At 68.8% G+C, this 25,194-nt stretch carries 21 protein-coding genes and 1 pseudogene; 16 read left to right on the top strand and 6 right to left on the bottom strand.

The window, feature by feature from the left end:
* Positions 1–142: 142 nt before the first annotated feature.
* On the top strand, positions 143–499 hold the full coding sequence (locus A3Q7_RS20915) for a hypothetical protein (RefSeq protein ID WP_018411098.1): 357 nt from the start codon (positions 143–145) through the stop codon (positions 497–499).
* Between the two features lie 295 nt (positions 500–794).
* On the top strand, positions 795–1,535 hold the full coding sequence (locus A3Q7_RS0106750; protein ID WP_018411096.1) for an NYN domain-containing protein: 741 nt from the start codon (positions 795–797) through the stop codon (positions 1,533–1,535).
* Between the two features lie 335 nt (positions 1,536–1,870).
* Here the strand turns inward: A3Q7_RS0106750 and A3Q7_RS0106740 are convergent, their stop codons facing one another.
* Entirely contained in the window at positions 1,871–2,455 is a 585-nt protein-coding gene (locus A3Q7_RS0106740; RefSeq protein WP_018411095.1) for a YceI family protein, read from the bottom strand.
* Between the two features lie 34 nt (positions 2,456–2,489).
* Complete coding sequence (locus A3Q7_RS0106735) at positions 2,490–3,209, bottom strand: CDP-alcohol phosphatidyltransferase family protein (RefSeq protein ID WP_026224574.1); 720 nt, start codon at positions 3,207–3,209, stop codon at positions 2,490–2,492.
* 123 nt (positions 3,210–3,332) lie between these two features.
* On the opposite strand from A3Q7_RS0106735, the gene A3Q7_RS0106730 reads away from it, so the two are divergent.
* The 5 genes and pseudogenes from A3Q7_RS0106730 to A3Q7_RS21120 form a co-directional block, all read left to right on the top strand.
* Positions 3,333–4,322: a zinc-dependent alcohol dehydrogenase gene (locus A3Q7_RS0106730; protein ID WP_018411093.1), complete on the top strand. Its 990-nt coding sequence runs from the start codon at positions 3,333–3,335 to the stop codon at positions 4,320–4,322.
* Between the two features lie 28 nt (positions 4,323–4,350).
* Complete coding sequence (locus A3Q7_RS0106725; protein ID WP_018411092.1) at positions 4,351–4,749, top strand: 6-pyruvoyl trahydropterin synthase family protein; 399 nt, start codon at positions 4,351–4,353, stop codon at positions 4,747–4,749.
* Between the two features lie 13 nt (positions 4,750–4,762).
* Positions 4,763–5,821 carry a glycosyltransferase family 4 protein gene (locus A3Q7_RS20910; protein ID WP_040570842.1) on the top strand — a complete coding sequence of 353 codons (1,059 nt, stop codon included), beginning with the start codon at positions 4,763–4,765 and terminating at the stop codon, positions 5,819–5,821.
* Positions 5,818–6,711 carry a class I SAM-dependent methyltransferase gene (locus tag A3Q7_RS20905; RefSeq protein ID WP_051079113.1) on the top strand — a complete coding sequence of 298 codons (894 nt, stop codon included), beginning with the start codon at positions 5,818–5,820 and terminating at the stop codon, positions 6,709–6,711. Before A3Q7_RS20910 ends, A3Q7_RS20905 begins: the two co-directional genes overlap by 4 nt.
* Positions 6,696–7,358 (top strand): annotated as a pseudogene (locus A3Q7_RS21120) (lysylphosphatidylglycerol synthase domain-containing protein); the annotation flags it as partial. The gene A3Q7_RS20905 and the pseudogene A3Q7_RS21120, both read left to right, overlap by 16 nt.
* A gap of 130 nt (positions 7,359–7,488) precedes the next feature.
* Here A3Q7_RS21120 and A3Q7_RS21115 read toward each other — a convergent pair.
* Entirely contained in the window at positions 7,489–8,373 is an 885-nt protein-coding gene (locus A3Q7_RS21115) for a RibD family protein (protein WP_018411091.1), read from the bottom strand.
* An 85-nt stretch (positions 8,374–8,458) separates the two neighbouring features.
* Here A3Q7_RS21115 and A3Q7_RS0106705 point away from each other — a divergent pair, with 85 nt between their 5' ends.
* Positions 8,459–9,592 (top strand): GTP cyclohydrolase II, encoded by a 1,134-nt coding sequence (locus A3Q7_RS0106705; protein ID WP_018411090.1) that lies wholly within the window; start codon positions 8,459–8,461, stop codon positions 9,590–9,592.
* Positions 9,593–9,616: 24 nt separating this feature from the next.
* On the opposite strand, the gene A3Q7_RS0106700 is transcribed toward A3Q7_RS0106705, so the two are convergent.
* Positions 9,617–10,438 (bottom strand): creatininase family protein, encoded by an 822-nt coding sequence (locus A3Q7_RS0106700; protein WP_018411089.1) that lies wholly within the window; start codon positions 10,436–10,438, stop codon positions 9,617–9,619.
* A gap of 47 nt (positions 10,439–10,485) precedes the next feature.
* Between A3Q7_RS0106700 and A3Q7_RS0106695 the strand changes: the two genes are divergently transcribed.
* The gene (locus tag A3Q7_RS0106695; RefSeq protein ID WP_018411088.1) at positions 10,486–12,174 is read left to right on the top strand and encodes an alkaline phosphatase family protein; all 1,689 of its coding nucleotides are present in this window, start codon (positions 10,486–10,488) and stop codon (positions 12,172–12,174) included.
* On the opposite strand, the gene A3Q7_RS0106690 is transcribed toward A3Q7_RS0106695, so the two are convergent.
* On the bottom strand, positions 12,110–13,507 hold the full coding sequence (locus A3Q7_RS0106690; RefSeq protein WP_018411087.1) for a DEAD/DEAH box helicase: 1,398 nt from the start codon (positions 13,505–13,507) through the stop codon (positions 12,110–12,112). The two genes, A3Q7_RS0106695 and A3Q7_RS0106690, sit on opposite strands and share 65 nt — an antisense overlap.
* A gap of 1,885 nt (positions 13,508–15,392) precedes the next feature.
* On the opposite strand from A3Q7_RS0106690, the gene A3Q7_RS20765 reads away from it, so the two are divergent.
* A complete protein-coding gene (locus A3Q7_RS20765) occupies positions 15,393–15,845 on the top strand; it encodes a hypothetical protein (RefSeq protein ID WP_198289161.1) in 453 nt (150 codons plus the stop codon).
* A 1,572-nt stretch (positions 15,846–17,417) separates the two neighbouring features.
* Here A3Q7_RS20765 and rlmM read toward each other — a convergent pair.
* Complete coding sequence (gene rlmM, locus A3Q7_RS0106680) at positions 17,418–18,521, bottom strand: 23S rRNA (cytidine(2498)-2'-O)-methyltransferase RlmM (protein ID WP_018411085.1); 1,104 nt, start codon at positions 18,519–18,521, stop codon at positions 17,418–17,420.
* A 95-nt stretch (positions 18,522–18,616) separates the two neighbouring features.
* Between rlmM and A3Q7_RS0106675 the strand changes: the two genes are divergently transcribed.
* The 6 genes from A3Q7_RS0106675 to A3Q7_RS0106650 all read left to right on the top strand — a co-directional run bounded on the left by A3Q7_RS0106675 (position 18,617) and on the right by A3Q7_RS0106650 (position 25,094).
* Positions 18,617–19,681, top strand: a complete 1,065-nt coding sequence (locus A3Q7_RS0106675; protein ID WP_018411084.1) for an aldo/keto reductase — start codon at positions 18,617–18,619, stop codon at positions 19,679–19,681.
* A gap of 89 nt (positions 19,682–19,770) precedes the next feature.
* Complete coding sequence (locus A3Q7_RS0106670) at positions 19,771–21,138, top strand: extracellular solute-binding protein (RefSeq protein WP_018411083.1); 1,368 nt, start codon at positions 19,771–19,773, stop codon at positions 21,136–21,138.
* Positions 21,108–21,341 (top strand): hypothetical protein, encoded by a 234-nt coding sequence (locus A3Q7_RS0106665; protein WP_018411082.1) that lies wholly within the window; start codon positions 21,108–21,110, stop codon positions 21,339–21,341. The genes A3Q7_RS0106670 and A3Q7_RS0106665 overlap by 31 nt, the downstream gene beginning before the upstream one ends.
* Position 21,342: 1 nt before the next feature.
* Positions 21,343–22,074 carry a glycerophosphodiester phosphodiesterase gene (gene ugpQ, locus A3Q7_RS0106660; protein WP_018411081.1) on the top strand — a complete coding sequence of 244 codons (732 nt, stop codon included), beginning with the start codon at positions 21,343–21,345 and terminating at the stop codon, positions 22,072–22,074.
* Positions 22,075–22,161: 87 nt separating this feature from the next.
* The gene (gene alaS / locus A3Q7_RS0106655) at positions 22,162–24,780 is read left to right on the top strand and encodes an alanine--tRNA ligase (RefSeq protein WP_018411080.1); all 2,619 of its coding nucleotides are present in this window, start codon (positions 22,162–22,164) and stop codon (positions 24,778–24,780) included.
* Positions 24,777–25,094, top strand: a complete 318-nt coding sequence (locus A3Q7_RS0106650) for a hypothetical protein (protein ID WP_018411079.1) — start codon at positions 24,777–24,779, stop codon at positions 25,092–25,094. Before alaS ends, A3Q7_RS0106650 begins: the two co-directional genes overlap by 4 nt.
* Positions 25,095–25,194: the final 100 nt, after the last annotated feature.

Raw genomic sequence — 25,194 nt, 5'->3', positions numbered from 1 at the left:
CCGGCAGGCATCGCCGTGCCGGGTGATCGAGCGGTAGGACTTGTGGGGCTAGGTGGCTTACCGCGTCTGGCTGCCGACCAAGGTCGCGGTGGTGCGCGCCCGGGCGGTGGATCTGGCTTCGCTGTAAAGCGCGCGCCCGAGCGTGGAGCAGATCCTGCACACCACGGCGGCGGCCAAGTTGCTGGATGCGCTGGAGGACAACCTGCTGCTGGCCCCGATCCAGTCCAGCGTGGTGCCATTGCCGCATCAGCTCTACGCGTTGAACCGCGTGGTCATCGGCAATCACGCTCACATGATTGCCGTGCACGATGCAGCGGGCGACCTTGGTCGAGGCGGTGACCTCCAGCGCGGCAGCCTATTCGTCATCGCGCCCGACGTCGTCGAACGTGTGGATACGATGGGCGGCCAGCCGGTAGTAGGTATCGTCATCGCCTTGGTGGGTGATCAGGTAGCGGCGACCGAACATGACGATGCGCAGGTTTCCGTCGTCGTCGACTGACGGCCTGTAGCCCTGCGTTTCGAGCCACGACAGAACTTTGCGCGATTGCGGGGTGGGGGGTATCGCGGAGGCGGGGGATGTACTCATATGGACTCCTTTTTCGAGGTCCTTGCCGGATCGAGGACGTCCATCATGAAGGTGGGGTGCGACGAAATGCGTCGCGGTCGGGGCGGCTTCTTTCCGGCGGCTCTGCTGATGATTTGTTTGATCCACTGGATTGGTTAGCATTCCGGAATAACGCATATTCAACGACGAGCCGACGGGCAGGTGCCCGGAGAATTCTCAGGGGAACACCATGTGTGCAGCCGATGCGCGGGTCGCGGTGCTGGCCGATTGCGACAACACCTCGCCCGACATTCTTGAGCACGCGCTGCGTGTGGTCGCGCAGTTCGGCCGTGTCGTGCTTCGGCGCGGATACGGCAATCATGCGACGCTGGCGAACAGGTGGCAGGAGGCGCTGGTGCGGCTGGCTTTTACGCCATGTCTGCAATACCAGTACGCAGCGGGCAAGAACACGGCCGATATCGCACTGGCACTTGATGCGCTCGAGGCGATGTTCGACGCTCGCGCGGAAACCTTCTGTCTGGTGACCAGCGATTCCGATTTCGCCTATCTGTGCCGGAAATTGCGCGAGCGGGGTGCCACCGTGCTCATCGTCGGTGAATCAAAGACGCCAGATGCGCTGCGCAACGCGAGTGACCAGTTCTTCGAATGGGTTCCGCCTGAGCCGCTTGCCGATACTGAGGAGGGGCAGAAAGCCAAGTCTGAAGCAGCCAAGCCCCCCGCCAAGCGCCGCCCGAAGATGCTCATCAGTGCCGTCGGGCTGCTGGCTGCGGATACCCCCGAGGGCAGGGTGGGCCTTGGCGCGCTCGGTCAGTACCTGAAGCGTACCGACCCGGGGTTCTCACCGAAGATCTATGGCCATGGATCGCTTTCGGAGATGGTATCCACCTATCCCGATCTGCTCATGGTCCATGAGAACGGCGGGCACTGGGTATCGGTGCGGGTCAAGCCTGAGGTATCGCGTACACCATGACACCCAGGATGACTGCCGGGAGCGCTTCGCACCGATTACTGATTCGCTCCAGCAGGCTGCTATGCGGCGACGCTTTCGGTAGGCAATTAAGGCAAAGGCAAACCGCCGCGCGCTGCGACCTTCAGATCGGGCTCGACGGTCGAAAGGGCCTGTGCCGGATGATCCAACTCCATGTCCGCCTCCGCAGCAAGCCCGCCAGAACCTGATGCCTGGCGCGGTCAGCCACGCGCGTCGTCCAGAGAGGAAGGCGGATCGGCTGTCCGGGGCGAGCCCGGCTCATCGCGCTGCCCCTTCTTGCGCTTCGAGCGCGTCCGCCGGTCGGACCCGGCGACGGCCTACTTCTGTATCGCCTCGAACTCGAAGCTCAGACCCACGTCATCCCCGACCAGGCCGCGTTCCACGCCGTAGCTCATCCCCCACTGACTGCGCTTGAGGGTGGTTTTCGCGGAAATGCCCAGGGTGTGCTTCTTGTGGCCGAAGGGGTAGGGGCCGGCCTTGTTCAGTTTCACGTCCAGCGTGACCGGGTGGGTCTGGCCGAGCAGGGTGAGCTTGCCATTGAGCTTGCCGCTGCCGTCGGCGCCGGCTTCGTAGCCGGTGGCTTCGAACACGATGTCGGGAAACTTGTCGGCGTTGAGGAAGTCGCTGTCGCGCACATGCTTGTCGCGCGCCTTGTGGTTGGTGAACACGCTGTCGGCGGACACCACGACGCGGCCGGACGACAGCTTGCGCGTCTGTTCGTCATACACGAAGCTGCCCTGTCCTTTCAGGAACAGACCCAGCGTGTCGGCATAGCCGATGTGGCGCACCTGGAAGGCGATGGAGAAGTGATCCGGGTCGATGTCATAGGTGCGCGGTTCGGCATGCGCGGCGGGCAGGGCGAGCAGGGCGGCGATGGCGATCAGGGTGCGCATGCTTTTCATGGTGCCTCCTCCAGTGCGGGTCAACGAGCTATGTTCAACGGGGTCTGTTGCGGTACAGCCAGGCGATGTCGAGCGCGAAGGATGCGCCGAGCAGCGCCAGCGACAGGGCCAGCAGCGGTGCGGCGATCGCGGGCGTGACCACCGGCAGCATGCACAGCAGCAGGGTGAGCACCTGCCACACGCATACCAGCTTGCGCCGGAAACTGTCCGGCAGCGGCGCGTCCAGCCAGCGCCACAGCGGCATGGCGGCGACGAAGGCGTAGCGCATGCCGCCAATCGCCAGCACCCAGGCGCCCGCCTTGTCGAGCTGCCACAGCAGCGCGCACAGCACCAGCATCAGGAAGGCGTCGATTTCCATGTCCAGCCGGGCGCCGAAGGCGCTGGCGCAGCGCAGCCGGCGCGCCACCTGGCCGTCCACGCCATCGAGCAGCAGTGCGATGCCGGCCAGCACCGCCAGTCCGGTCGCCGGCTGCGCGCCGCCTTCGCCGTGCCCGAGTGCCGACGCGATCACCGCGACCAGCGCCGCCCGCGCCAGCGTGACCGCATTGGCCGGTCCGAGCGGACGTGCGGCGTCCGGCCACAGCCGGGCCACGCTCGCCAGCAGCAGCGCCTGCAGCAGCAGCGCGGCCGCCAGGCGGCCGGACGGCAGCCCCAGCGCAGTGGCGGCCGCGGCCTGCAGCAGTGCGCAGGCCAGCGCAAGCACCGCCAGTTCGCGGTGCATGGGCAGTCGCAGTGCGGAAAGCAGGGGTTTCACGCGTCGTGATGTCCTGGAAATGGGATCGCGGGCTGTCTGGTGCGGTGCCGGAACCGATACGCTATACGGGATGTCCGCGGGTGGACCATGACGATGCCAGCAAGTTTTGCGGAGACCACGGTGATGACGGAAGATTCGGCGCAGTCCTTCTGGACGGTGGCGCCCGGGCGGGGCGAACTGCGCCGCGAGCCGCTGCCGCCGCTGCGGGAGGGCGAGGTCAGGGTGCGCGCGCTGTATTCGGGCGTGAGCCGCTGTACCGAAACGCTGGTGTTCCGCGGCGAGGTACCGCCCAGCGAATACCGGCGCATGCGCGCGCCTTTCCAGCAGGGCGAGTTGCCGGGGCCGGTGAAGTACGGCTACATCAGCGTGGGCAAGGTCGAGGCGGGTGCGGGCGAGGCGGCGCAGGCGCTGGTCGGCCGCACGGTGTTCTGCCTGCATCCGCATCAGGATGTGTACATCGTGCCGGCCGGGGCGGTCGTGCCGCTGCCAGATGGCGTACCGGCCGCGCGGGCGGTGCTGGCGGCGAACATGGAAACGGCAGTGAATGCATTGTGGGACGCGGCACCGGCCGTCGGCGACCGCATCGCGGTGGTGGGCGGCGGCGTGCTCGGCGCGCTGGCGGGCTGGTTGTGCGCGCGCGTGCCCGGTACATCGGTGCACCTGGTCGATATCGACCCGCGGCGCGCCGCTCTCGCCGCAGCGCTGGGCATGGGCTTCAGCCTGCCGGCGCAGGCGGTCGCCGGCTGCGATCTGGTGATCCATGCCAGCGGCAGCGGCGAGGGCCTGCGTACTGCGCTGGCGCTGGCGGGCGACGAGGCGACGGTGACCGACCTGAGCTGGTACGGCACGCGCGAGGTCACCCTGCCGCTGGGTCAGGATTTCCACGTGCGGCGCCTCGTGTTGCGCTCCAGCCAGGTCGGTCGCCTGCCGCCGGCACGCCAGGCGCGCTGGGACTACCGGCGGCGCATGGAACTTGCCCTGTCCTTGCTCGTCCATGAGGCGCTCGATGCGCTCATCAGCGACGAGGCGGCCTTCGCCGACCTGCCGGCGCTGATGTCCCGCCTGGCGCACGCACCCGACGGCGCGCTGTGCCTGCGCATCCGCTATTCCTGAACCCCTGACCCCCCGCGAGGACCACCGCATGTATTCCCTGAATGTCCGCGACCACTTCATGATTGCCCACAGCTTCCGCGGCGCCATCTTCGGCCCGGCGCAACGCCTGCATGGCGCCACCTATGTGGTCGACGCCTGTTTCCAGCGCCGCGAGCTGGATGACGACGGCCTGGTGGTGGATATCGGGCTGGCGGGCAGCGTGCTGCGCGAACTGCTGGCCGAACTGAACTTCCGCAATCTGGACGAAGAGCCTGCCTTCGCCGGGCGCAACACCACCACCGAATTCATGGCGCGCGTGCTGTTCGACCGTCTGGCGGACGCTGTGCGTGCCGGCCGGCTCGGCGTGGGGGCGCGCGGGCTGCAGCGCATCAAGGTGACCTTGCACGAATCGCATGTCGCGTGGGCCGCCTACGAAGGCGAACTGTGAGCGCGTGGCCGCCATGCTGCATGTGATCGTCGCTGGCAGTCCGGACCAGCTCACCGGCGGCTATCTGTACGACCGCCGCATCGTGCGCGCGCTGCACGCGCAGGGCCGCATCGTGCATGTGCGGGGGCTGGCCGGCCGCTTTCCGCATGCCGACGCGATTGCGCGCGCGGCGCTGCAGCAGGCGCTGGCCGCGCTGCCGGATGGCAGTCCGGTGCTTATCGACGGTCTGGCGCTGGGCGGCCTGCCCGATGTCGCCGCGCTGCATGCGCGGCGGCTCAGGCTGATCGCGCTGGTGCATCACCCGCTGGCCGACGAGACGGGGCTCGACGCCGATCTGCGAGCCGCCTTCCTCGACAGCGAGCGCGCCGCGCTGCAACAGGTGGCGCACGTCATCGCGACCAGTCACTGGACGGCCCGGCGGCTGGCCGACTTCGGCGTGAGCGGCGAGCGTCTGTCGGTGGTGGAACCGGGCGTCGATGCGCGGCCGGTGTCGCCGGCCGATGGCGATCCGCCGCGACTGTTGTGCGTGGCCACGGTGACGCCACGCAAGGGACACGATGTGCTGGTCGAGGCGCTCGCCGCGCTGCAGCACCTGCCCTGGCACTGCCTGTGCGTCGGCAGTGTCGAGCGCGATCCGGTGCATGCGCTGGAGGTGAGCCGCCGCATCGGCCGGCTGGGCCTTGCGTCGCGCGTGCAACTGGCGGGTGAGCGCGCGCCGCGCGCGGTGCACACCGCCTATGCCGAGGCGGATATATTCGTGCTTCCGTCGCACTACGAGGGATTTGGCATGGTGGTGACCGAAGCGCTGGCCTGCGGTCTGCCGGTCGTCACGACCACCGGCGGCGCGCTGGCCGACACGCTGCCGCGCGAAGCCGGCCTTGCCGTGCCGCCGGGCGATGCCGCGGCACTGGCCGACGCGCTGCACGCCGTGCTGACCGATGGCGCCCTGCGACGGCGGCTGCGCGAGGGCGCGCGCGCGGCGCGCGAGCGGCTGCAGGACTGGACCGCGGCCGGCGCCGCGTTCGCCCGCGTGCTCGACGCGGTGCAGAGCCGCGCGGAGCGGGCGGCATGATTGTCGCGCCGCATCCGGACGCGGTGTTCGATGCCGGCTGGCTGGCGGTGCGTCGGGCCGCCGACAGCGCGGCGCGCGACGAACGGCTGAACCGTCTGGCAGCGCACTGGTTGCGTCTGCGCTGCGCCGGACGCGCGGCGCGCATCGTCGACCTGGGCTGCGGCAGCGGCGCCAATCCGGTGTACCTCGCGCCGCGCCTGCCCGGACTCCAGGAGTGGCTTCTGATCGATCACGACGCCGCGCTGCTTGCGCGGGCGCGCCGGGTGCTGGGCAGCCTGCGCGATGCCGGGGGCGCGCCGGTGTCCGGATCCTCGCTGCTGCGCGACCTTGCCTCACTCGATGACGATGCCTTGCGCGATGCCGACCTGGTGAGCGCGAGCGCGCTGCTCGATCTGGTGGACGTGAGCTTTCTGGATGTGCTGTGCGCGCGCTGCGCGGCGGCGGGGGCGGCACTTTTGTGCGCGCTGAGCGTGGATGGCCGGTGGACGCTGGACCCGCTGGATGCCGACGACGCCTTCATGCGCGATGCGTTCAACGCGCACCAGATGCGCGACAAGGGGCTGGGTACGGCGCTCGGCCCGGCGGCGGTCGATGCGCTGTGCGCGCGGCTGCAGGCCGTGGGCTATCGCGTCTGGCGTGCGCCCAGCCCGTGGCGGCTCGATTGCGCTGACATGGCGGTGCGCGCGCTCGGCTTCCGCCTGCTCGATGGCTGGCGCGATGCGGCGCTGGACCAGTGTCCGCAGGCGCGCGAACGCATACTGCGCTGGCATGGCCGGCGCATCGCCGACATGGCGCGCGGCGTGCTGCGCATCGAGGTCGGGCATGGCGATGTGTTTGCCTGCCCGGCGGCCGATGCGGGGCCGCTGGAACAGATGTGCGGGGCCTGCTGAGTGCGGCGCTGGTTGCCCTCGTGCTGTGGGCGACCGGCGTGGCGGACACGCTCACCGCCCTGACGCTGCCGGCGCCGCTGTGGCTGTTGCCGGCCCTGCTGCTGGCACTGCCGCAGATTCTGCTGTCGGCGCTGCGCTGGCGCATGACGGCACATGCACTCGGCCTGTCGCTGGGCGTGCGCGAAGCGTTGCGCGAGTACGCGCTGGCCACTTTCATGAACCAGGTGCTGCCGGGTGGCGTGGCGGGCGATGCCGCGCGTGCCTGGCGCCATGCCCGGTGCGCCGGCCGCGGCAGCGCGCCCTGGCTGGCGGTCGTGCTCGAGCGCGCATCCGGCCAGATCGCGCTGTGGCTGGTCACGCTGGTCGGCCTCGTCTGTCTGCCCGATCCGCCGCAAGGCATGATGGCCACGGTGACCGGTCTGCTCGTGCTGTCCGCCGCGTTCCTGGCGTGGGCCGCGTCGGCCGGGCGGATGCCGTCCTGGCTGTCGCCCTTCGCGCAGGCGCTGCGCGCCACGCTGGCGTCGCCCGGCATGCTGGCCCGTCAGCTCGCGCTGTCGCTGCCGGTGGTGGTCTGTTATGTGCTCGCCTATCTGTGCTGCGCGCGTGCGCTCGGCGCCGGCCAACCGCTGATGCAGCTGTGGCCGCTGGCCAGCCTGGTGCTGCTGGCGATGTCGCTGCCGCTCACCGTGGCCGGTTGGGGGGGCGTGAGGGTGCGGCCGCGCTGCTGTGGGCGCAGGCCGGCCTGGATGCGGCGCAGGGCGTGGCGATATCGCTGTGCTATGGCGTATGCGTGCTGCTGTCCAGCCTGCCGGGCGCGCTGGTGCTCGCGCGCGCGTCGGCGCGCAGATCGAGGTCGAACAGCGTGTCGCTGCCGCAGCGATAGAGCGTCGCGCGCGGGCGCCGCGCCTGCTCCAGCGTGGCGATGTCGGGCAGTTGCAGCCCGGGGCGGCCGGAGCCGATCAGCATGGGCGATACCAGCAGATGCAGCCGGTCCACCACGCCGGCTTCGATGAAGCGCGAAACCGTGACCGCGCCGCCCTCGACCAGCACGCGCCGCAGTCCGCGCGCGGCCAGCGCATCCAGTATGGCCTGCGGCGCGAAGCCGGTGCCGGTTCGCGCCAGCCGCAACTGCGTGACATGAGCGCCGCCGTGCCGCGCCACCTCGGCGTCGGCCGCGACCAGATGCAAGGTGGGGGCATCGGTGTCGACGAAGGCGGGCAGGTCGCCGCGCGCGCGGCCGTCCGGATCGATGATGACGCGCTGCGGATGCGTGCCGTCGACCAGCCGCACGGTCAGGCGCGGTGCGTCGGCGTTGGCCGTGCCGACGCCGACGATCACCGCATCGACGGCGGCGCGCAGCCGGTGCAGATGGGTGCGCGCCGCGACGCCATTGATGTAGTGCGAATGACCGCTCGCCGTGGCGATGCGGCCGTCCAGACTCTGGCCGAGCTGTGCGATGCAGCAGCGCGAGCCGGCGAGCAGCGGACCGAACAGCGCGCGCAGCGCGGCCGGCGCTCCGGCGTCGGGCAGTGCATCACGGGTCACCGCGTCTTCCGGGGCGGAGCCATGGAACCATGTGGCATCGTCTGCGGACCAATCACCGGTTTTCAATTGCAGGATGCGCGACCAGGTGCGGCGCATGTCGTCGGGGGAGCGCGTCATGACATCTCTGCGTGCGTTGTGTTGTCGGTAAGTCGCATGCGGTCGCCGGAAGTTCTCGGTGGCACCCCATACCGGAGACAGGAATATGCGTCAGATACAGAGAGCCGTGTCCGATCTTCGCCGCGGCTGGCCGGTGCTGTTGCGCGGCGCGCGCGATGCGGCACTGGCTCTCGCGCTGGAATCGGCCACCGCCGAGGCACTGACCGAAGCGCGCCGACTCGCCGGGTCGCATCCGCGCCTGGTGCTGACGCGACATCGCATGCAGGCGCTGGGCCACAGCATCGCGCATGACGGGCTGGCGCTGATGGCACCGGTGCAGGGCGGGCTCGATCTGCTGCACGGCTGGGCCACGCTGCCGGATGCGCAATTGCCCGACACGCTGGTGCGCGTACCGGCCGAGCCGGTCGAACTGGCGGGACTGCGCATGCTCATGCAGGCGCATTACCTGCCGGCGCTGCTGTCCTTTCCGGTGGCCGCGGATCGCGAGGCGGCGTTGCGCCTGCGCGTCGCCCAGGGCGACATGCTGGAGGTGCAGTGGCGCAGTCTGCAGGCCTTTACCGGTGGCGCGGGTGGTGCGCTCACCCGCGTCAGCGAGGCGCGCATTCCATTGGCCGGATCGCCCGACAGCCGTTTCGTGCTGTTCCGCGAGGCGGACGGACAGCGCGAACACGTGGCCATACTGATCGGAAATCCTGCCGCATGGCGCGATGCCGTGCCGGTGCGTCTGCATTCGGCCTGCCTGACCGGGGACCTGTTCGGCAGCCTGCGCTGCGACTGCGGCGACCAGTTGCGACGCGCGGTCGCCGCCATCGCCGCGCAGGGCGGTGGAGTCCTGCTCTACCTGGCACAGGAAGGGCGCGGCATCGGTCTGGCCAACAAGCTGCGCGCCTATACGCTGCAGGATGGCGGGCTGGATACCGTTGATGCCGACCATGCCATCGGCTTCGGCGACGATGGCCGCGATTTCGGCATGGCGCGCGACATGCTCGGCCAGCTCGGCATACAGCGCATCTGCCTGCTCACCAACAATCCGGGCAAGATCGAGGCGCTGGAGCAGGGCGGCCTGGAGGTCGTGGCGCGGCAGTCGCTGTTCGGTGAGCTGACCGAGCAGAACCGGCGCTACCTGCACGCCAAGGCACATCGTCACGGCCACGATCTGCATGCCTTGCTCGAGTTGAGCGGGGCGGACGAAGACGCCGTGCTGCGTCAGAGCGCCTGAATGACCGGTTGGCCGCGCGCGCGGTCAGGGTGGATCCAGCGGCGCGCGATCGCGCAGCCGGGACATATCGAACCCGGCCGCTTCGTCGATGATGCGGGCGAGCTGTGCCGCGAAATGCCCGGCCAGTCGTCGTCCCGTGTCGGCATCGGCCAGTCGCGCATTGCCGGCCACGCCCAGCGGATGCAGATCCTGCGCCATCCAGCCGAAGGCGGCCACGCCCTCGGGCGCCAGCAGGCTGCCTTCGCGCGCCGCGCGCTCGGGCAGCGCTTCGAAATGGTCGATTGCGTCGCGCCGCACCCGCTCCGGTGCGAAATGCAGCATGAGCGATGTTTCCAGCGCGCCGCCATGCAGGCCGCAGCGCAGTTCCTCGCCCGCGATCGCATCGTCCGGTGGCGGCAGCCGGAAGGTGTGGGCGCGCACCGCCAGCATGCGCGCGCGGGCGCGCAGTTCGAGTGCGGCCAGATCGACGACCGACTTGTTGCCGCCATGCGCGTTCACCATGACCAGACGGCGCAGGCCGGCGCGCGCCACGCTCAGGCCCACTTGCACCAGGGTGGCGAGCGCGGTGTCCGGCTGCAATGTCAGCGTCCCGGCGAAATCCGCATGTTCGGTGCTCAGGGCGACCGCCATCGCCGGCAGCAGCACGGCGCGCGCCGGGTCGGCGATCGCCTGCAGCGCGGCTTCGCTCAGGCCGCTGGCGATGTCGAGATCGGTGGACAGCGGCAGATGTTCGCCATGCTGCTCGATGGCGCCGAGCGGAAGCACCGCCACCGCATCGCGCGCGGCCAGCGCGCGGATGTCCCGCGGCGTACAGTGCTGCCAGTTCAGGAAAGCAGGAGGGTTCATGAGGGTGCGGTCACGATGTCGCTGCGCGGGTTGGAGAGCTTGAACCGGTGAAGGCACTGCCGCAATGGGGGCTCGCCCTGCTGTCATTGTGCGTGCTCAATGCGCTGTGCGCATTCGGCAACGACTGGCCGGGCGCGCTGCCTCGCTTCGAGTGGACGCTGTCGGTGGAGTTCGCGCTGCTGGTCGGCGTGCTGGCCCTGTGCGCGATGCGCGGCCGCGCGCCATCCGGACTTGCGCTGAATGCGCTGGCACTGCTGGCGCTGATCTGGGTCGGGCTGCACTACATCGACGTGACGGTCCCGGCGCTGCTTGGCCGGCCGTTCAATGTGTGGTGGGACGGCCGCCATGCCTGGGCGGTAGCGGCCATGGCGATGGCGTCATGGACGCCGCTGATCGCGGCAACGGTGCTGGCGGTGGCGCTGCTGTCGGCCGGACTGCTGTTTTTCGTGCTGCGCGAGGCACTGCGTGTGCTGGGGCGCGGACTGCTGCGCCTGCCGGCGTTGCGCATCATCTGCCTGACCCTGTCGCTGGCGCTGCTGTCGGTCTGGATGTCGGGCGCCGGTGCCGGGCATCGCGACGAAATGTTCGCGCGGCCGGTGGCGTCCATGCTGGCAGACCAGGCGGGCCTGCTGGCGCGCGCGCTGTCGCCGCGCGGAGAACAGGCGCTCGGCCCCGGCCCGGATTTCAGCGCCGACCTCGATGCCCTGGCCGGCGCCGATGTCGTCATCGTGTTCGCCGAAGCCTATGGTGCGGTCACCGTGGATAACGCCGAGCTGTCGGCACGGCTCGCGCCCGGGCGCGAGCGTCTGCTGTCGGCGCTGCGCGAAAGCGGCCGCCAGGTGTTCAGCGCGCGCGTCACCTCACCCACCTTCGGCGGTGCGTCCTGGCTGGCGCATGCGGCGCTGCTGTCCGGCATCGATACCCGCGATCCGGATGACTACCGCCTGCTGCTCACGACACACCGACCGACGCTGGTGAGTCATTTCGCGCATCATGGATACCGTACGGTGGGCTGGATGCCGGGCCTGCAGAGCGCCTGGCCGGAGGGCGCCTTCTTCGGCTTCGACCGTCTGGCCGGTCTGCATGACCTCGGTTACAGCGGCCCGGCCTTCGGCTTCTGGCAGGTGCCGGATCAGGCAGCGATGGCGGCCCTGATGCTGCAGGAGCTGTCGCCCGTGGCGATGCCGCAGGCCGGATTGCGTCGCGCCGCCACGGGCGCGGGTGCGCGTGCGCCGCGCTTCGTGGTGTTCCCGACCGTCACCACGCACGCGCCCTTCCATCCGGTTGCGCCCTATCTCGACAACTGGCATGACGTGCTCGACGGACGCGGCTTCGATCCGGACCGCGTCGCCGCACTGCGGGCGGTGCCAGCGTCCTGGAGCGATGCGGTACCCGCTTATGTGCAGGCCATGCGCTATCAGTTCGATTGGCTGTCAGGCTGGCTGGCGCGACAGGCGCCGCACGACGCGGTGATCATCGTGATCGGCGATCACCAGCCGGTCAGCGCGGTCAGCGGAAAAGGGGCGGACTGGGATGTGCCGGTGCACCTGATCACGTCGTCAACGCTGTTGTCGGCGCGACTGCAGGCTGAGGGCTGGGCGCCCGGCCTGGATCCGGCCGGCGTGCATCTGGGCGCCATGCAGGCGCTGACCGCCCGGCTGGTCGAACTGTTCAGCGCTTGCCACTGCCGCCGAGAAGGGCCGCCACCTGACGGCGCGGTTTCTTCGCGCCATTAGCGCTGTCCTGCGCAGCGGGCGCCGCGCGTTCGCCGGTGTCGCCGGGTGCCTGGTAGGGCTTGCTGAAATCGAAACCGTCAGCCGCCACCGTGGGCGCGCTGCTGCGTGGCGGCGTGCGCGGCGCGCGGTTGCCGCTGTCGCCGCGTGCGCGACGTTCGTTGCGCAGTTCGGTCACGCGCGCGCGCGACGGATCGAAACCGGGCAGCGCGGCGATTTCGATCGGTTTGCGGATGAGCTTTTCGATGTCGGCGACACGACCTTTCTCTTCCGGCGCCGCCAGCGAAATCGCCTCGCCCGAACGCCCGGCGCGGCCGGTGCGGCCGATGCGGTGCACATAATCCTCTGCGTTGTGCGGCAGCTCGAAATTGATCACGAAGGGCAGGTCCTCGATGTCGAGACCGCGCGCCGCGACATCGGTGGCCACCAGCACGCGCACGCTGCCGCTCTTGAACGCTTCCAGCGCCTCGGTACGCTGTTGCTGGCTCTTGTCGCCGTGGATGGCATCGGCCGCGATGCCCTGGCGCACCAGGTGGTGCGCCAGCCGGCTGGCGCCGAACTTGGTGTTCACGAACACCAGCGCCTGGCGACCGGCATAGGCGTCCTGCGTCAGCAGATGGGTGAGCAGCGCGCGCTTGTCGTCGGTGTCGCAGGCGTGCACGCGGTGGGTGATGGTTTCCGCGGTGGCATTGCGGCGCGCCACTTCGATGAGCTGCGGATCGCGCAGCATGGCCTGCGCCAGCTTCTTGATCTCTTCCGAAAAGGTGGCCGAGAACAGCAGGCTCTGCCGTTGCGTCGGCAGCAGTGCCAGGATGCGCTTGATGTCCGGGATGAAGCCCATGTCCAGCATGCGGTCGGCTTCATCCAGCACCAGCATCTGCACCTGGCCCAGATTCACCGTCTTGCCCTCGACATGGTCGAGCAGCCGGCCCGGCGTGGCGACCACGATTTCGCGGCCTTCGCGCAGCTCGGCCACCTGCGCCTTCATGTCAACGCCGCCATAGATGCAGGCCGAGCGCAGCGGCAGGTGCTTGCTGTAGGTCTTCACGCTTTCATGCACCTGCATCGCCAGTTCCCGTGTCGGGCACACGATGAGCGCGCGCACCGGATGCTTGGCCGGTGACGGCGAACTGTTCGCATGAGGCGCGAGGCGCTGCAGCAGCGGCAGCGTGAAACTGGCGGTCTTGCCGGTGCCGGTCTGGGCGCCACCCATCACGTCACGACCGGCCAGCACGACCGGAATGGCTTGCGCCTGTATGGGGGTGGGCGAGGTATAGCCGGTATCGGCCACCGCGCGCAGCAGTTCGGGGATGAGCCCGAGTTCTTCAAACGACATGTGTGCGAAGCTCTCTTGTGCAGAGGCCGGCGCGCGGTTCGGGGTCGCGACGCGATGACCTTCTGTGGACTTCCGCCTGGCATGCCGGTTCAGGCTGGGGAAATCGGTTCGGGGAAACCCGGTGCCCGTCGCGCGGCAGTGATGCCAGCACGTGGAAAGGGCGCGGGAGAGCAGGCGCCAGGAGCGAACAGGTCAGGCGCCATCAGGCACCGTTTCATGCCGCGCCATAACCGGCGAGGCGACTGCAATGCGTGATTATCGCACAAGCGCGCGGCAAGGGCCGTGCCATGGGCCGCTGGCTTCGTTCGAAGCTGAATCGCGGGCAAGCCCGCTCCCACGAAAACCCTGCTCCGATGCCGGTTAGGGCGAGCTGTTGTGGGAGCGGCCTCTGGCCGCGATGCGGCGGATGCGGGCCGTGGGCTTCGTTCGAAGCTGCATCGCGGGCAAGCCCGCTCCCACGAAAACCCTGCTCCGATGCCGGTTAGGGCGAGCTGTTGTGGGCGGTCTCTGGCCGCGATGGGGCTGATGCGGGCCGCGGGCTTCGTTCGAAGCTGAATCGCGGGCAAGCCCGCTCCCACCAAACCCCGGCTCCGATGCCGGTTAGGGCGAGCTGTTGTGGGCGGTCTCTGGCCGCGATGGGGCGGATGCGGGCCGCGGGCTTTGTTCGAAGCTGCATCGCGGGCAAGCCCGCTCCCACGAAAACCCTGCTCCGATGCCGGTTAGGGCGAGCTGTTGTGGGCGGCCTCTGGCCGCGATGGGGCGGATGCGGGCCGCTGGCTTCGCTCGAAGCCGCATCGCGGGCAAGCCCGCTCCCACCAAACCCCGGCTCCGATGACGGTCCGGGCGAGCTGTTATGGGCGGCCTCTGGCCGCGATGGGGCGGATGCGGGCCGCGGGCTTCGTTCGAAGCCGCATCGCGGGCAAGCCCGCTCCCCACCAAACCCCGGCTCCGATGACGGTCCGGGCGAGCTGTTGTGGGAACGGCCTCTGGCCGCGATGGGGCTGATGCGGGCCGCGGGCTTCGTTCGAAGCCGCATCGCGGGGCAAGCCCGCTCCCACCAAACCCCGGCTCCGATGACGGTCCGGGCGAGCTGTTATGGGCGGTCTCTGGCCGCGATGCGGCGGATGCGGGCCGTGGGCTTTGTTCGAGGCCGCAATCGCGGGCAAGCCCGCTCCCACGAAAACCCTGCTCCCGAGTGCGGTCCGGGGCTGTAGAAAAGCCCCTGCCTGCCGCCCCACCGTTCGCCGTGCCGTTGTTCCCGAGATTGCAGCATCGCCTCTGCGGAGCCCGCCCCCCGGCGATGGCCGCGATTGCAAGACCCCCGAGCGGTGAAGCTCATCCCGGTCCGATGGCGCGCGGCCGTCTGCCCGGCACCTCCGAGTCGCGCGCTACACGCCACCTCCTCGAAAACCGGCTTGGCGAGTCTTGTCCGTCCTCCGTGCCGTGACGCTCAGCGTTGCGCCGGCGCGGGCGCGCCGGCGGTGCCGGGGTCGCCGAGATAGCAGGTGACTTCCTCGATCCGGCGGTGCTGCTCAAGGATCGTGCTGCTCGCCCTACTCGCGCGGCGTGCAGCTCCCCGCTCCATCGGCCACCGGGCCAGCCCTGCCGCCACAACGTGCTGTTCATGGCCGTCTCCGGCGACAGCGACCCCGCACTTCACCACGGTTGCGCACTTCATCAGCACGCTGGGTGAGCGAGGCCCAGGGGCCGCTGTTCACCCAGGTGCTGCTGGTAGGCGACCGCCAGGCGCCTGGATCGGCCCGCGAGCTCTCTTTGGCCATCGACGCGCGTGAAGCTGGCCGTCGAACGCATCGAAGGCCAAGAGCGGCACGCGTGCCGATTTCGAGCGCCGAGGCGGCGAAGATGGACGCGGCCTGTGCAGCGCATGATCGAGGAGCAGAAAGGCGCGCGATGCGCCGCCGGTTGCGACGACGAGGCCGCCCGCGCACAGCGCACCCGCGAACGCTTGAGTCACGCGAAGCCGCCAAAGATACGCGGACTGGCTCGCGGCTCAATCCGGACGAGCGGCGCCGGCGCCAAGGGCGGGGTGCGCCTGAGTAACCGCACCGACAACGACTCGGCCAAGATCGGCCACCGCCAAGGCGCGCGGATCCAGGGCTATACCGGGCGTAGCGGCGGTCGATGCCGCGCGCACCAGATCCGTGCGGTCGATGCGCAGGCGCGAACGGCACGGGCTCTGGAACAGGAACTGCTGCTGCCGGTGATCGGATGCCTGCGGCACCACACCCCCACACCGACACCGGCGAATCTGGCGCCGACGCCGGGGCTATCACGTCGCCGAGCAAAGAGAGATTCGGCGCGCTGGACTCGAGGATAGCGGAAACATTCCCAGCCTGGATCTGGTGACAACGGCTACCGCGGCGGGCGCGACCCGAGTACGCCGGATCAGGGCCACAGCACAGAGCCAAGCCCGATGCGCTCTGTGGGATACGCGATGCCAGAGGCGCGAAGGCAGCCGCGCAGCGCAGGCACGACCACAAGCGCTACGACCAATACAGACTTCACCGGGAAGCGGAACCGCTGCAGCCACGGGCTCTGCCCGGCGGGCAAGCGCTGAACGGCACGGCGGCGACTGCACCATCACGGCCACGCCCGCCACGAAGTACCACCGGCGCCGGCGCGACTGCGTGCCGGCGCGCTGCGCACCGTTGCCCGTGCGGCGCGCGCGCCGCGCGCGCGAAGGTGCGCACAGGTCCGCCCTTCTTTCCGCGGCAAGCGCGATGGCATCGAATCACCACAACCGAGCGGATGAAGCGGCCGCATCGATTCAATTGACGGGCAAAGATGGGATCGCCGCCTAGCGCTTCGCCACCGTCGGAACCCGTGTTCGGGCAATCTGCGCACTATACAGCGGCTCACCCGCTTCACGCTGCGCGACGCAGCGTGTGCGCGTTGCGTGGAAGCGTTACTTACCTGGTGCACCATGGCTACGCGAGCACCATATCGCGAACTAGGTAAGCTGGGCCCGACACGGCTCGGACCGCCTGTCGAGTGCGCCGGGCAGCGGCCGAGCAGGACCCTCAGGAGACGACGATGAAGCGAAGATCGCGAGACTGAAATGAGGAAGAACGACTTCGAACCGGCGAGGGCCGGAAGCAACTGCTTGCCCCGGAATGGGGTTTTTCTACAGCGTCGTTAGGGCGAGCTGTTGTGGGAGCGGTCTCTGGCCGCGATGGGGCGGATGCGGGCCGCGGGCTTTGTTCGAGGCCGCAATCGCGGGCAAGCCCGCTCCCACCAAACCCCGGCTCCGATGCCGGTCCGGGTGAGCTGTTGTGGGAGCGGCCTCTGGCCGCGATGGGGCTGATGCGGGCCGTGGGCTTTGTTCGAGGCCGCAATCGCGGGCAAGCCCGCTCCCACGAAAACCCTGCTCCGATGCCGGTTAGGGCGAGCTGTTGTGGGCGGCCTCTGGCCGCGATGGGGCGGATGCGGGCCGTGGACTTTGTTCGAAGCTGCATCGCGGGCAAGCCCGCGCCCACCAAACCCCGGCTCCGATGACGGTCCGGGCGAGCTGTTATGGGCGGTCTCTGGCCGCGATGGGGCGGATGCGGGCCGCGGGCTTTGTTCGAGGCAGCAATCGCGGGCAAGCCCGCTCCCACGAAAACCCGGCTCCGATGCCGGTCCGGGCGAGCTGTTGTGGGAGCGGCCTGTGGCCGCGATGGGGCTGATGCGGGTCGCTGGCTTCGTTCGAAGCTGCATCGCGGGCAAGCCCGCTCCCACCAAACCCCGGCTCCGATGCCGGTCCGGGCGAGCTGTTGTGGGAGCGGCCTGTGGCCGCGATGGGGCTGATGCGGGCCGCTGGCTTCGTTCGAAGCCGCATCGCGGGGCAAGCCCGCTCCCACGAAAACCGGGCTTGGGCGAGTTGTTGTGTGCGGTCCCGGGCCGTGATCGCTCAGCGCTTGCGCCGGCGCGCGCCGCCGCCCGGCTTGCCGGGGTCGCCGAGATAGCAGGTGACTTCCTCGCGGTCGTGGTAGAGCTGGCGGCTGCGCAACTGCACTTTAAGATCGGCCGAGGCGCAGGCCTCGCGGATCAGTTCGCTGCACAACTGCCATTCCTCGTAGCGGCGTTTCATCGGCAGCTTCAGATTGAACACGGCGTGGCGGCACAGGCCGGTTGTGATCCAGCGCGCGACGAGCTGGGCAATGCGGCGTGGCTGCTCCACCATGTCGCACACCAGCCAGTCCACCGGCTTGCGCGGCACGAAGCGGAAGCCGTCCTCGCGCTTGTGGATCACCAGGCCGGATTCGAGCAGGGCCGGGTTCATGCGTCCGTTGTCGACAGCGGTGACATGGATGTGGCGCGACACCAGTTGCCAGGTCCAGCCACCGGGGGCCGCGCCGAGGTCCACCGCGGTCATGCCGGGCTTGAGCAGTCTTTCCTGTTCGCCTTCGTCCAGCAGCGTGTGGAAGGCTTCGGCCAGTTTCAGTGTCGAGCGCGACGGCGCCTCGCGCGGCATGCGCAGCCGCGGGATGCCGTTGAGCCACTCGCTGCGGCGATCCGGAAAGCTCAGCGCGACGATGGCGGTGTCCGCGCTCACGAACAGGATGTGCAGGCGCGGTGCGCCCGGCTGCTCGCTGAAGGCGCCGGCTTCTTCCAGCGCGCGAGCCATGTGCGGCTCCAGCTTGCGCGTCGTTGCCGACAGCGATTTCGCGTGATCGGTGTCCGGGGTTTCGATCAGGAAGTCGGCATAGCCATCGCACAGTTCGCGCGCCGCTTCGACTACCGGCGTGACGCGGTCGCCCGGATTCATGCCGGATACGGTGCGACCGGACCACAGCAACTGCCGCGCGAAACACAGGTCCCGCCAGCGCAGCACCCGGGTGAGCGCCCACAGTGCGCCGCCATCCGCTTTTGCTTCGACCCAGCCGCCACCGCTTTCCGCCTGCGCTTCGACCATGTGACCCGCTTCGCCGCAGCGGTCGACGATTTCCTGCGCGCATTCGCGCTCGAAGCCCGGGCGACAGTACAGAAGCAGGCCGTGCAGATGTGTTTTCAAGATGAGTCGGTCCGGATGTGGATCAGGGTGATGAACTTCAGTGTGTGGTACATGTCTGGGCTGGGCCCGGACAGGGCGCGACTTTGCAGGGAACGATGAACAGTCCGAACATCCGCAGTCCGAATATCGAGCGCCGCCGGCTCGGGCGCTCGCCGCTCGAGGTGCCCGCCATCGGCCTGGGCACCATGACCTTCGGCCAGCAGGTCGACGCAGCGACCGCCCATTCCCTGATGGACGAAGCCTTCGACGCCGGCATCGACTTTCTCGATGCGGCCGAAATGTACCCGGTCCCGGCGCGCGCGGAAACCTTTGGCGACAGCGAGCGCATCGTCGGCGGCTGGCTCGCCCGCAAACCGCGCGAGCGGGTGATCATCGCGACCAAGGTGGCCGGGCCGGCGCGCGGCATGCCGTGGATACGCGGCGGCCCGCGCGCGCTGGACGAACACAATATACGCGAGGCGATCGACGGATCGCTGCGCAGGCTGGGCACCGATTACATCGACCTGTACCAGATTCACTGGCCGGCGCGCAATGTGCCGATGTTCGGTCAGTACGAATACGATCCTTCGCTCGAACGCGCATCCGATTCGCTGCGCGCCCAGCTCGAAGCCCTTGCGCGCCTGGTCGACGAGGGCAAGGTGAGGCATGTCGGCGTGTCCAACGAAACGCCGTGGGGACTGATGACCTGTCTGCGCCTGGCCGAGGAAGGCCTGCCGCGCGTGGCGAGCATACAGAACGCGTATCACCTGATGAACCGCACCTTCGATCTCGGACTGTCCGAAATCTGCTCACGCGAACAGGTGTCGCTGCTGGCCTATTCGCCGCTCGGTTTCGGGCATCTGAGCGGAAAGTATGTCAACAATCGAAACGCGAGCGGCCGCATCAGCGAATTTCCGGCCTTCGGCCAGCGCTATGCCAAGCCGGGCGTCGAACCGGCGGCCCGCGCGTATGCCGATCTCGCCGCTGCGCACGACCTGTCGCCGGCCGCGCTGGCGCTGGCCTTCTGTTACCGCAGACCGACTGTTGCGAGTACGCTCATCGGCGTGACCTCGTCAGCCCAGTTGCGCGAAAATATTGAAGCGTGGTCGGTGAAGCTGACGGATGCGCTGCGTGCCGGTATCGATGCCATCCATCTTCGCCACACCAATCCTGCGCCCTAGGGGCTGCATGCATTGAATCGCGTGATTCGATGCAAACAGACCCCCGTCACGAATGGCCGCAACGATGCGGCCTGGAAGGAGATGTCCGGATGTTCATGAAGCCGTTCGCCGCGCTGGTCGCGGCCAGCGTTCTGGCTTTCCCGTTCGCGGTCCATGCTCAGGACGCGAAAAAGCAGGCGGCGAAGAAGCCCGCCGCCAGTGCCGCCCGAAAGGCCGCGCCCGCCGCGGCCAAGCCGGCGGAACCTCTCGCGCTGGCGCATTCTCTCGATGAGAACGATGCGCAGGCGCTGCAGAAGCTGGTCGACGCGTTCAACGCGAGCGGCAAGTCCGCGCAGAAGATCGAGCTGGTCGCGCGCAAGTGGGACGAAGGCGAGACGCCGGCCATGTGGGTGCTGGATTCCGACAGCCGCGCCACCTTCCTGCAAGGCAAGCCGCGCTACATGCCGCTGGCCGACGTGATGGTCAAGGGCAAGGAAAAATTCGCGTCCGCACGACTGCCGGCGCCGATGCCCGGCTATCTCGCCGATGCGAAGGGCCGGCTCAACGCGCTCGCGATCGGCCTGTCCACGCCGGTCATGTTTTTCAACAAGGAGGCGTTCGCGCGCGTCGGTCTCGATCCTGCGGCTCCGCCCTCGCACTGGCTCACGCTGCAGGCCGCGCTCGGCGACCTGCGCGATGCCGGCTATGCCTGCCCTTACACCAGCGCGCGTCCGGCGCTCATCCACGTCGACAACCTGAGCGCCTGGCACAACGAGCCATTCGCCCGCAAGGTGGCCGCGAAAAAGGGCCAGAAGGCCGGCGAGGAACTGGCATTCAACGGTCTGGTGCAGGTGAAGCATCTGGCGCTCATGTCGTCCTGGTACAAGAGCCGCTACCTGCACATTTTCGGCCGCGGCGACGAGGCGGTGCCGATGTTTTCCAGCGGCAAGTGCCAGGTGCTGACCGCGATGTCCTCGTCCTGGCCGGAAATCAAGCACGACGCGAAGTTCGAGGTGGGCGTCGCGCCCTTGCCCTTCCATGACGATGTGTACAACAAGACCGGTCACACCCTGGCCGATGGCGCCTCGCTGTGGGTGGCGGCCGGACGCAGCGCGGGCGATCTGCAGACCATGGCGCGTTTCATCAGTTTCATCCTCGATCCCGAGCGTCAGGCGCAGTGGGCGCTCGACACCGGTTTCGCGCCCCTGAACCGCGCCGGCATCGTGGCCTTGAGCCCGGTCGATGCGCCGACCGTCGATGGCGTGGTGCGTGTGGCGCTGCGCCAGCTCGCCGGTCGTGGCGGTGTCACGTCGCCCGACAACACGGTGAGCGATGCCGCCAGCAATCCGCGCATCCGCGCCGCGCTGGATGAGGAACTCGAGGCCCTGTGGGCCGACCGCAAGCCGGCCAAGGCTGCGCTGGACACCGCATTGCAGAGGACGGCGCCATGTGCGACAGCGAACAGCTTGTCCTGCTGATACGCGCCGCGCGCGAGGACGCGTCGGTGCGCGAACCGCTGCGCAAGCTGCTCGCGCTGGATGACGCCGGGCGCGTCAAGGCGATCGAGAACTGGGTCAAGGAGGGCGTGGCCAACGGGCAGTCGATCGAACTGCTGTCGGCCATCGCCTGGCTGAGCGACGATGCGGTGGCCCGGGAAGCGCGCGAAGTGCTCGGCTTCTGACATGAACTGGCCGTGGCCGGTGTGGATCGCCCATCGCGGCGGCGGCCTGACTGCCCCGGAGAACACGCTGGCCGCGCTGCGCGCCGGGGCACGTGCCGGTTTCCGCATGGTGGAGTTCGACGTGATGCTGAGCGCCGACGGGATGCCGGTGCTCATGCACGACGACACGCTGGAGCGCACGACCAACGGTCGCGGGCCGGTCAGCGCGCAGGATCTGGCGGCCTTGCGCATGCTCGATGCTGGCGCCTGGCAAGGCAGCGCGTACGCTGGTGAACGCATTCCGACACTGGACGAAGCGCTGGACCTGCTGTGCGAACTGGATCTGGATGCCAATATCGAAATCAAGCCGGCGCCCGGTTTTTCCGCGCTGACCGGCGTGACGGTGGCACGTGAGGTCGCGCGCCGCTGGCCGGCCGACCGGCGGCCGCCCTTGCTGTCGTCGTTCGACGAAGACGCGCTGGCCGCTGCGGCGGCGACCGCGCCCGCGCTGCCGCGCGGACTGCTGTTCGAACAGGTGCCGGACGACTGGGCGCGGCGCATGCAGGGACACCGTGCGGTGTCGGTGCATTGCGATCACCGCCTGCTGGATGCGGCGCGGCTGCAGGCACTGATCGACGCCGGTGTGCCGGTGCTGTGCTACACGGTCAATGACGCCACGCGGGCTCGCGGACTGCTCGCTGCAGGCGTCCGCGGCCTGTTCACCGACCGACTGGACCTGCCCGAAGCGGTCTGAGTCACGGGGCGGGAAGCCCGTCGGGCTGCTAGAATCGAGGGCTGTTTTCCGCGCTGCCGCGCGCCCCAGTCATCCCGATCGCACATCATGAACAGCGCAGACATCCGTTCCGCCTTCCTCAATTTCTTCGCGTCCAAGGGTCACCAGATCGTGGCCTCGAGTTCGCTCGTGCCGCACGAGGATCCGACGCTGCTTTTCACCAATGCCGGCATGAACCAGTTCAAGGACGTGTTCCTGGGCTTCGACAAGCGCGGCTACACACGGGCCACCACGGCGCAGAAGTGCGTGCGCGCCGGCGGCAAGCACAACGATCTGGAAAACGTCGGCTACACCGCGCGTCACCACACCTTCTTTGAAATGCTGGGCAACTTCAGCTTCGGCGACTACTTCAAGCGCGACGCCATCGCGTTTGCGTGGGAACTGCTGACCGAAGTGTTCAAGCTGCCCAAGGACAAGCTCACGATCACCGTCTATGCCGAGGACGACGAAGCCTTCGACATCTGGACCAAGGAGATAGGCGTGCCGGCCGGGCGCGTCATCCGCATCGGCGACAACAAGGGCGCGCGCTACGCGTCGGACAACTTCTGGATGATGGGCGACACCGGCCCCTGCGGCCCGTGTACCGAAATCTTCTACGACCACGGCGCCGATATTCCGGGCGGCCCGCCGGGTTCGCCGGATGAGGACGGTGACCGTTACATCGAAATCTGGAACAACGTGTTCATGCAGTACAACCGCGACGAGGCGGGCGTGCTGCATCCGCTGCCCAAGCCCAGCGTGGATACCGGCATGGGTCTGGAGCGCATCGCCGCCGTGCTGCAGGGCGTGCACAGCAATTACGAAATCGATCTGTTCGTCGCGCTGATCGCGGCGGCTGCGCGCGAAACCGGGACCGCCGACCTCGACAATCCGTCGCTGAAGGTGCTGGCCGACCACATCCGCGCCTGTTCCTTCCTGATCGCCGACGGTGTCATCCCGGGCAACGAAGGCCGCGGCTATGTGCTGCGCCGCATCATCCGCCGCGCCATCCGCCACGGCTACAAGCTGGGCGCGCGCGCCGCCTTCTTCCACCGCATGGTGCCGGACCTGGTGGCGCAGATGGGCGCCGCCTACCCGGATCTGGCGGCGGCGCAGCAGAAGGTGATGGACGTGCTGAGGCAGGAGGAAGAGCGCTTCTTCGCCACCATCGCCAATGGCATGGACATTCTCGAATCGGCGCTGGCCGCGCTGGCGCAGGGCGCCGCACTGGACGGGGAGACGGCGTTCAAGCTGCACGACACCTACGGCTTCCCGCTCGACCTGACCGCGGACATCTGCCGCGAGCGCGGCGTGACGGTGGATACCGCCGGCTTCGACGCGGCGATGGCCGCTCAGCGCGAACAGGCACGCGCCGCCGGCAAGTTCAAGATGAGCGCCGCGCTGGAGTACGACGGCGTAACCACCACCTTTCACGGCTACGACTTGCTGGAAGCGCCGGGCCGCGTGGTCGCGCTGTACCGCGATGGCGCGCCGGTGAATGAACTGAACGAAGGCGAACTGGGTGTCGTCGTGCTCGACGAAACCCCGTTCTACGCCGAATCCGGCGGTCAGGTCGGCGACCGCGGCGAACTGCGCGCGGCGCAGGGCATTTTCAAGGTCGAGGACACGCTGAAGATACAGGCGGCGGTGTTCGGCCACCACGGCGTGGTCGGCACCGGCCGCATCGCGGTCGGCGACAGCGTGAGCGCCCGCGTCGATGTGCGCGCCCGCGCCGCCACCGCGCGCAACCACTCGGTCACCCACCTGATGCACAAGGCGCTGCGCGAGGTGCTGGGCGAGCATGTGCAGCAGAAGGGCTCGCTGGTCGATGCCGACAAGACCCGCTTCGACTTCGTGCACAACGCGCCGATGAGCGATGACGAAATCGCCCGCGTCGAACGCATCGTCAATGCCGAAATCCTCGCCAACGCCGCCACCCAGGCGCGCGTGATGCCGATCGACGAGGCGCAGAAGACCGGCGCCATGATGCTGTTCGGCGAGAAGTACGGCGACGAGGTACGCGTGCTGGACATCGGTTCGTCGCGCGAACTGTGCGGCGGCACGCACGTCGCGCGCACCGGCGACATCGGCCTGTTCAAGATTACGGTCGAAGCCGGTGTGGCGGCCGGCATCCGCCGGGTGGAAGCGATCACCGGCGAGAACGCGGTGGCTTTCGTGCAGCGTCAGGATCGACTGGTGTCGCAAGCCGCCGCCGCGTTCAAGGCGCCGGCCTCCGAACTGCCGGCCAAGATCGCCCAGGTGATCGACAATGTGCGCGCGCTGGAAAAGGAAATCGCCCGCCTGAAGAGCAAGCTCGCCGCCAGCCAGGGCGACGAACTGGCGGCGCAGGCGGTGGCCGTCGGCGGCACGCGGGTGCTGGCGGCGGTGATGGAAGGTGCGGACGTGCCGGCGCTGCGGGAAACGCTGGACAAGCTGCGCGACAAGCTCGGCTCGGCCGCCATCGTGCTGGCTGCGATCAATGACGGCAAGGTGAGCCTGATCGCCGGCGTCACGCCGGACCTGACGGCGAAGGTGAAGGCCGGCGAACTGGTCAATTTCGTCGCCGCTCAGGTCGGCGGCAAGGGCGGCGGCAAGCCGGACATGGCGCAGGCCGGTGGCACGCAGCCGGAGAACCTGCCGGCGGCGCTGGCCGGTGTGAAGCAATGGGTGGAAGGAAAGCTGGGATGAGAACCTGCCGGGTCGCCGTTGCTGCGCTTGCACTGTCGCTGCAGTCCTTGTCGCTCATGGCCGCGGATGCCGCGGGAGAAGGCCAGGTGATCGAGGCGACTACCGCAGCCGGCGACAAGGTCGAACTGATGCCGGACGGCCGCTGGCGCTTCATCGATCAGGCCAGGCAGGCCGAGGCGAAGAAGGTGGCCGACACCTGGCCGCAGAACAGGCTGCGACCGGAAGGCGCGCAGGGCGGCTGGTTCGGCACCCGCACCATCCTGCCCGGCGACAAGGATTACAACCGCGGTACGCTGAATCCCAAGATGCGCTGACAGCGGCGTTCCTGTCGGGCGCGAATGCCTGTGCCCGGCGCAGGCCCGATCGCGATCCGGCCGGGCGCAAGTTCGCAGGGACGAAAAAAAGAGGGCCTCC

The organism is Methyloversatilis thermotolerans, assembly GCF_000372885.1.
Lineage (GTDB): Bacteria > Pseudomonadota > Gammaproteobacteria > Burkholderiales > Rhodocyclaceae > Methyloversatilis > Methyloversatilis thermotolerans.
The sequence above is the reverse complement of the archived record's forward strand: the minus strand, read 5'-3'. Positions and strand labels throughout refer to the sequence as shown.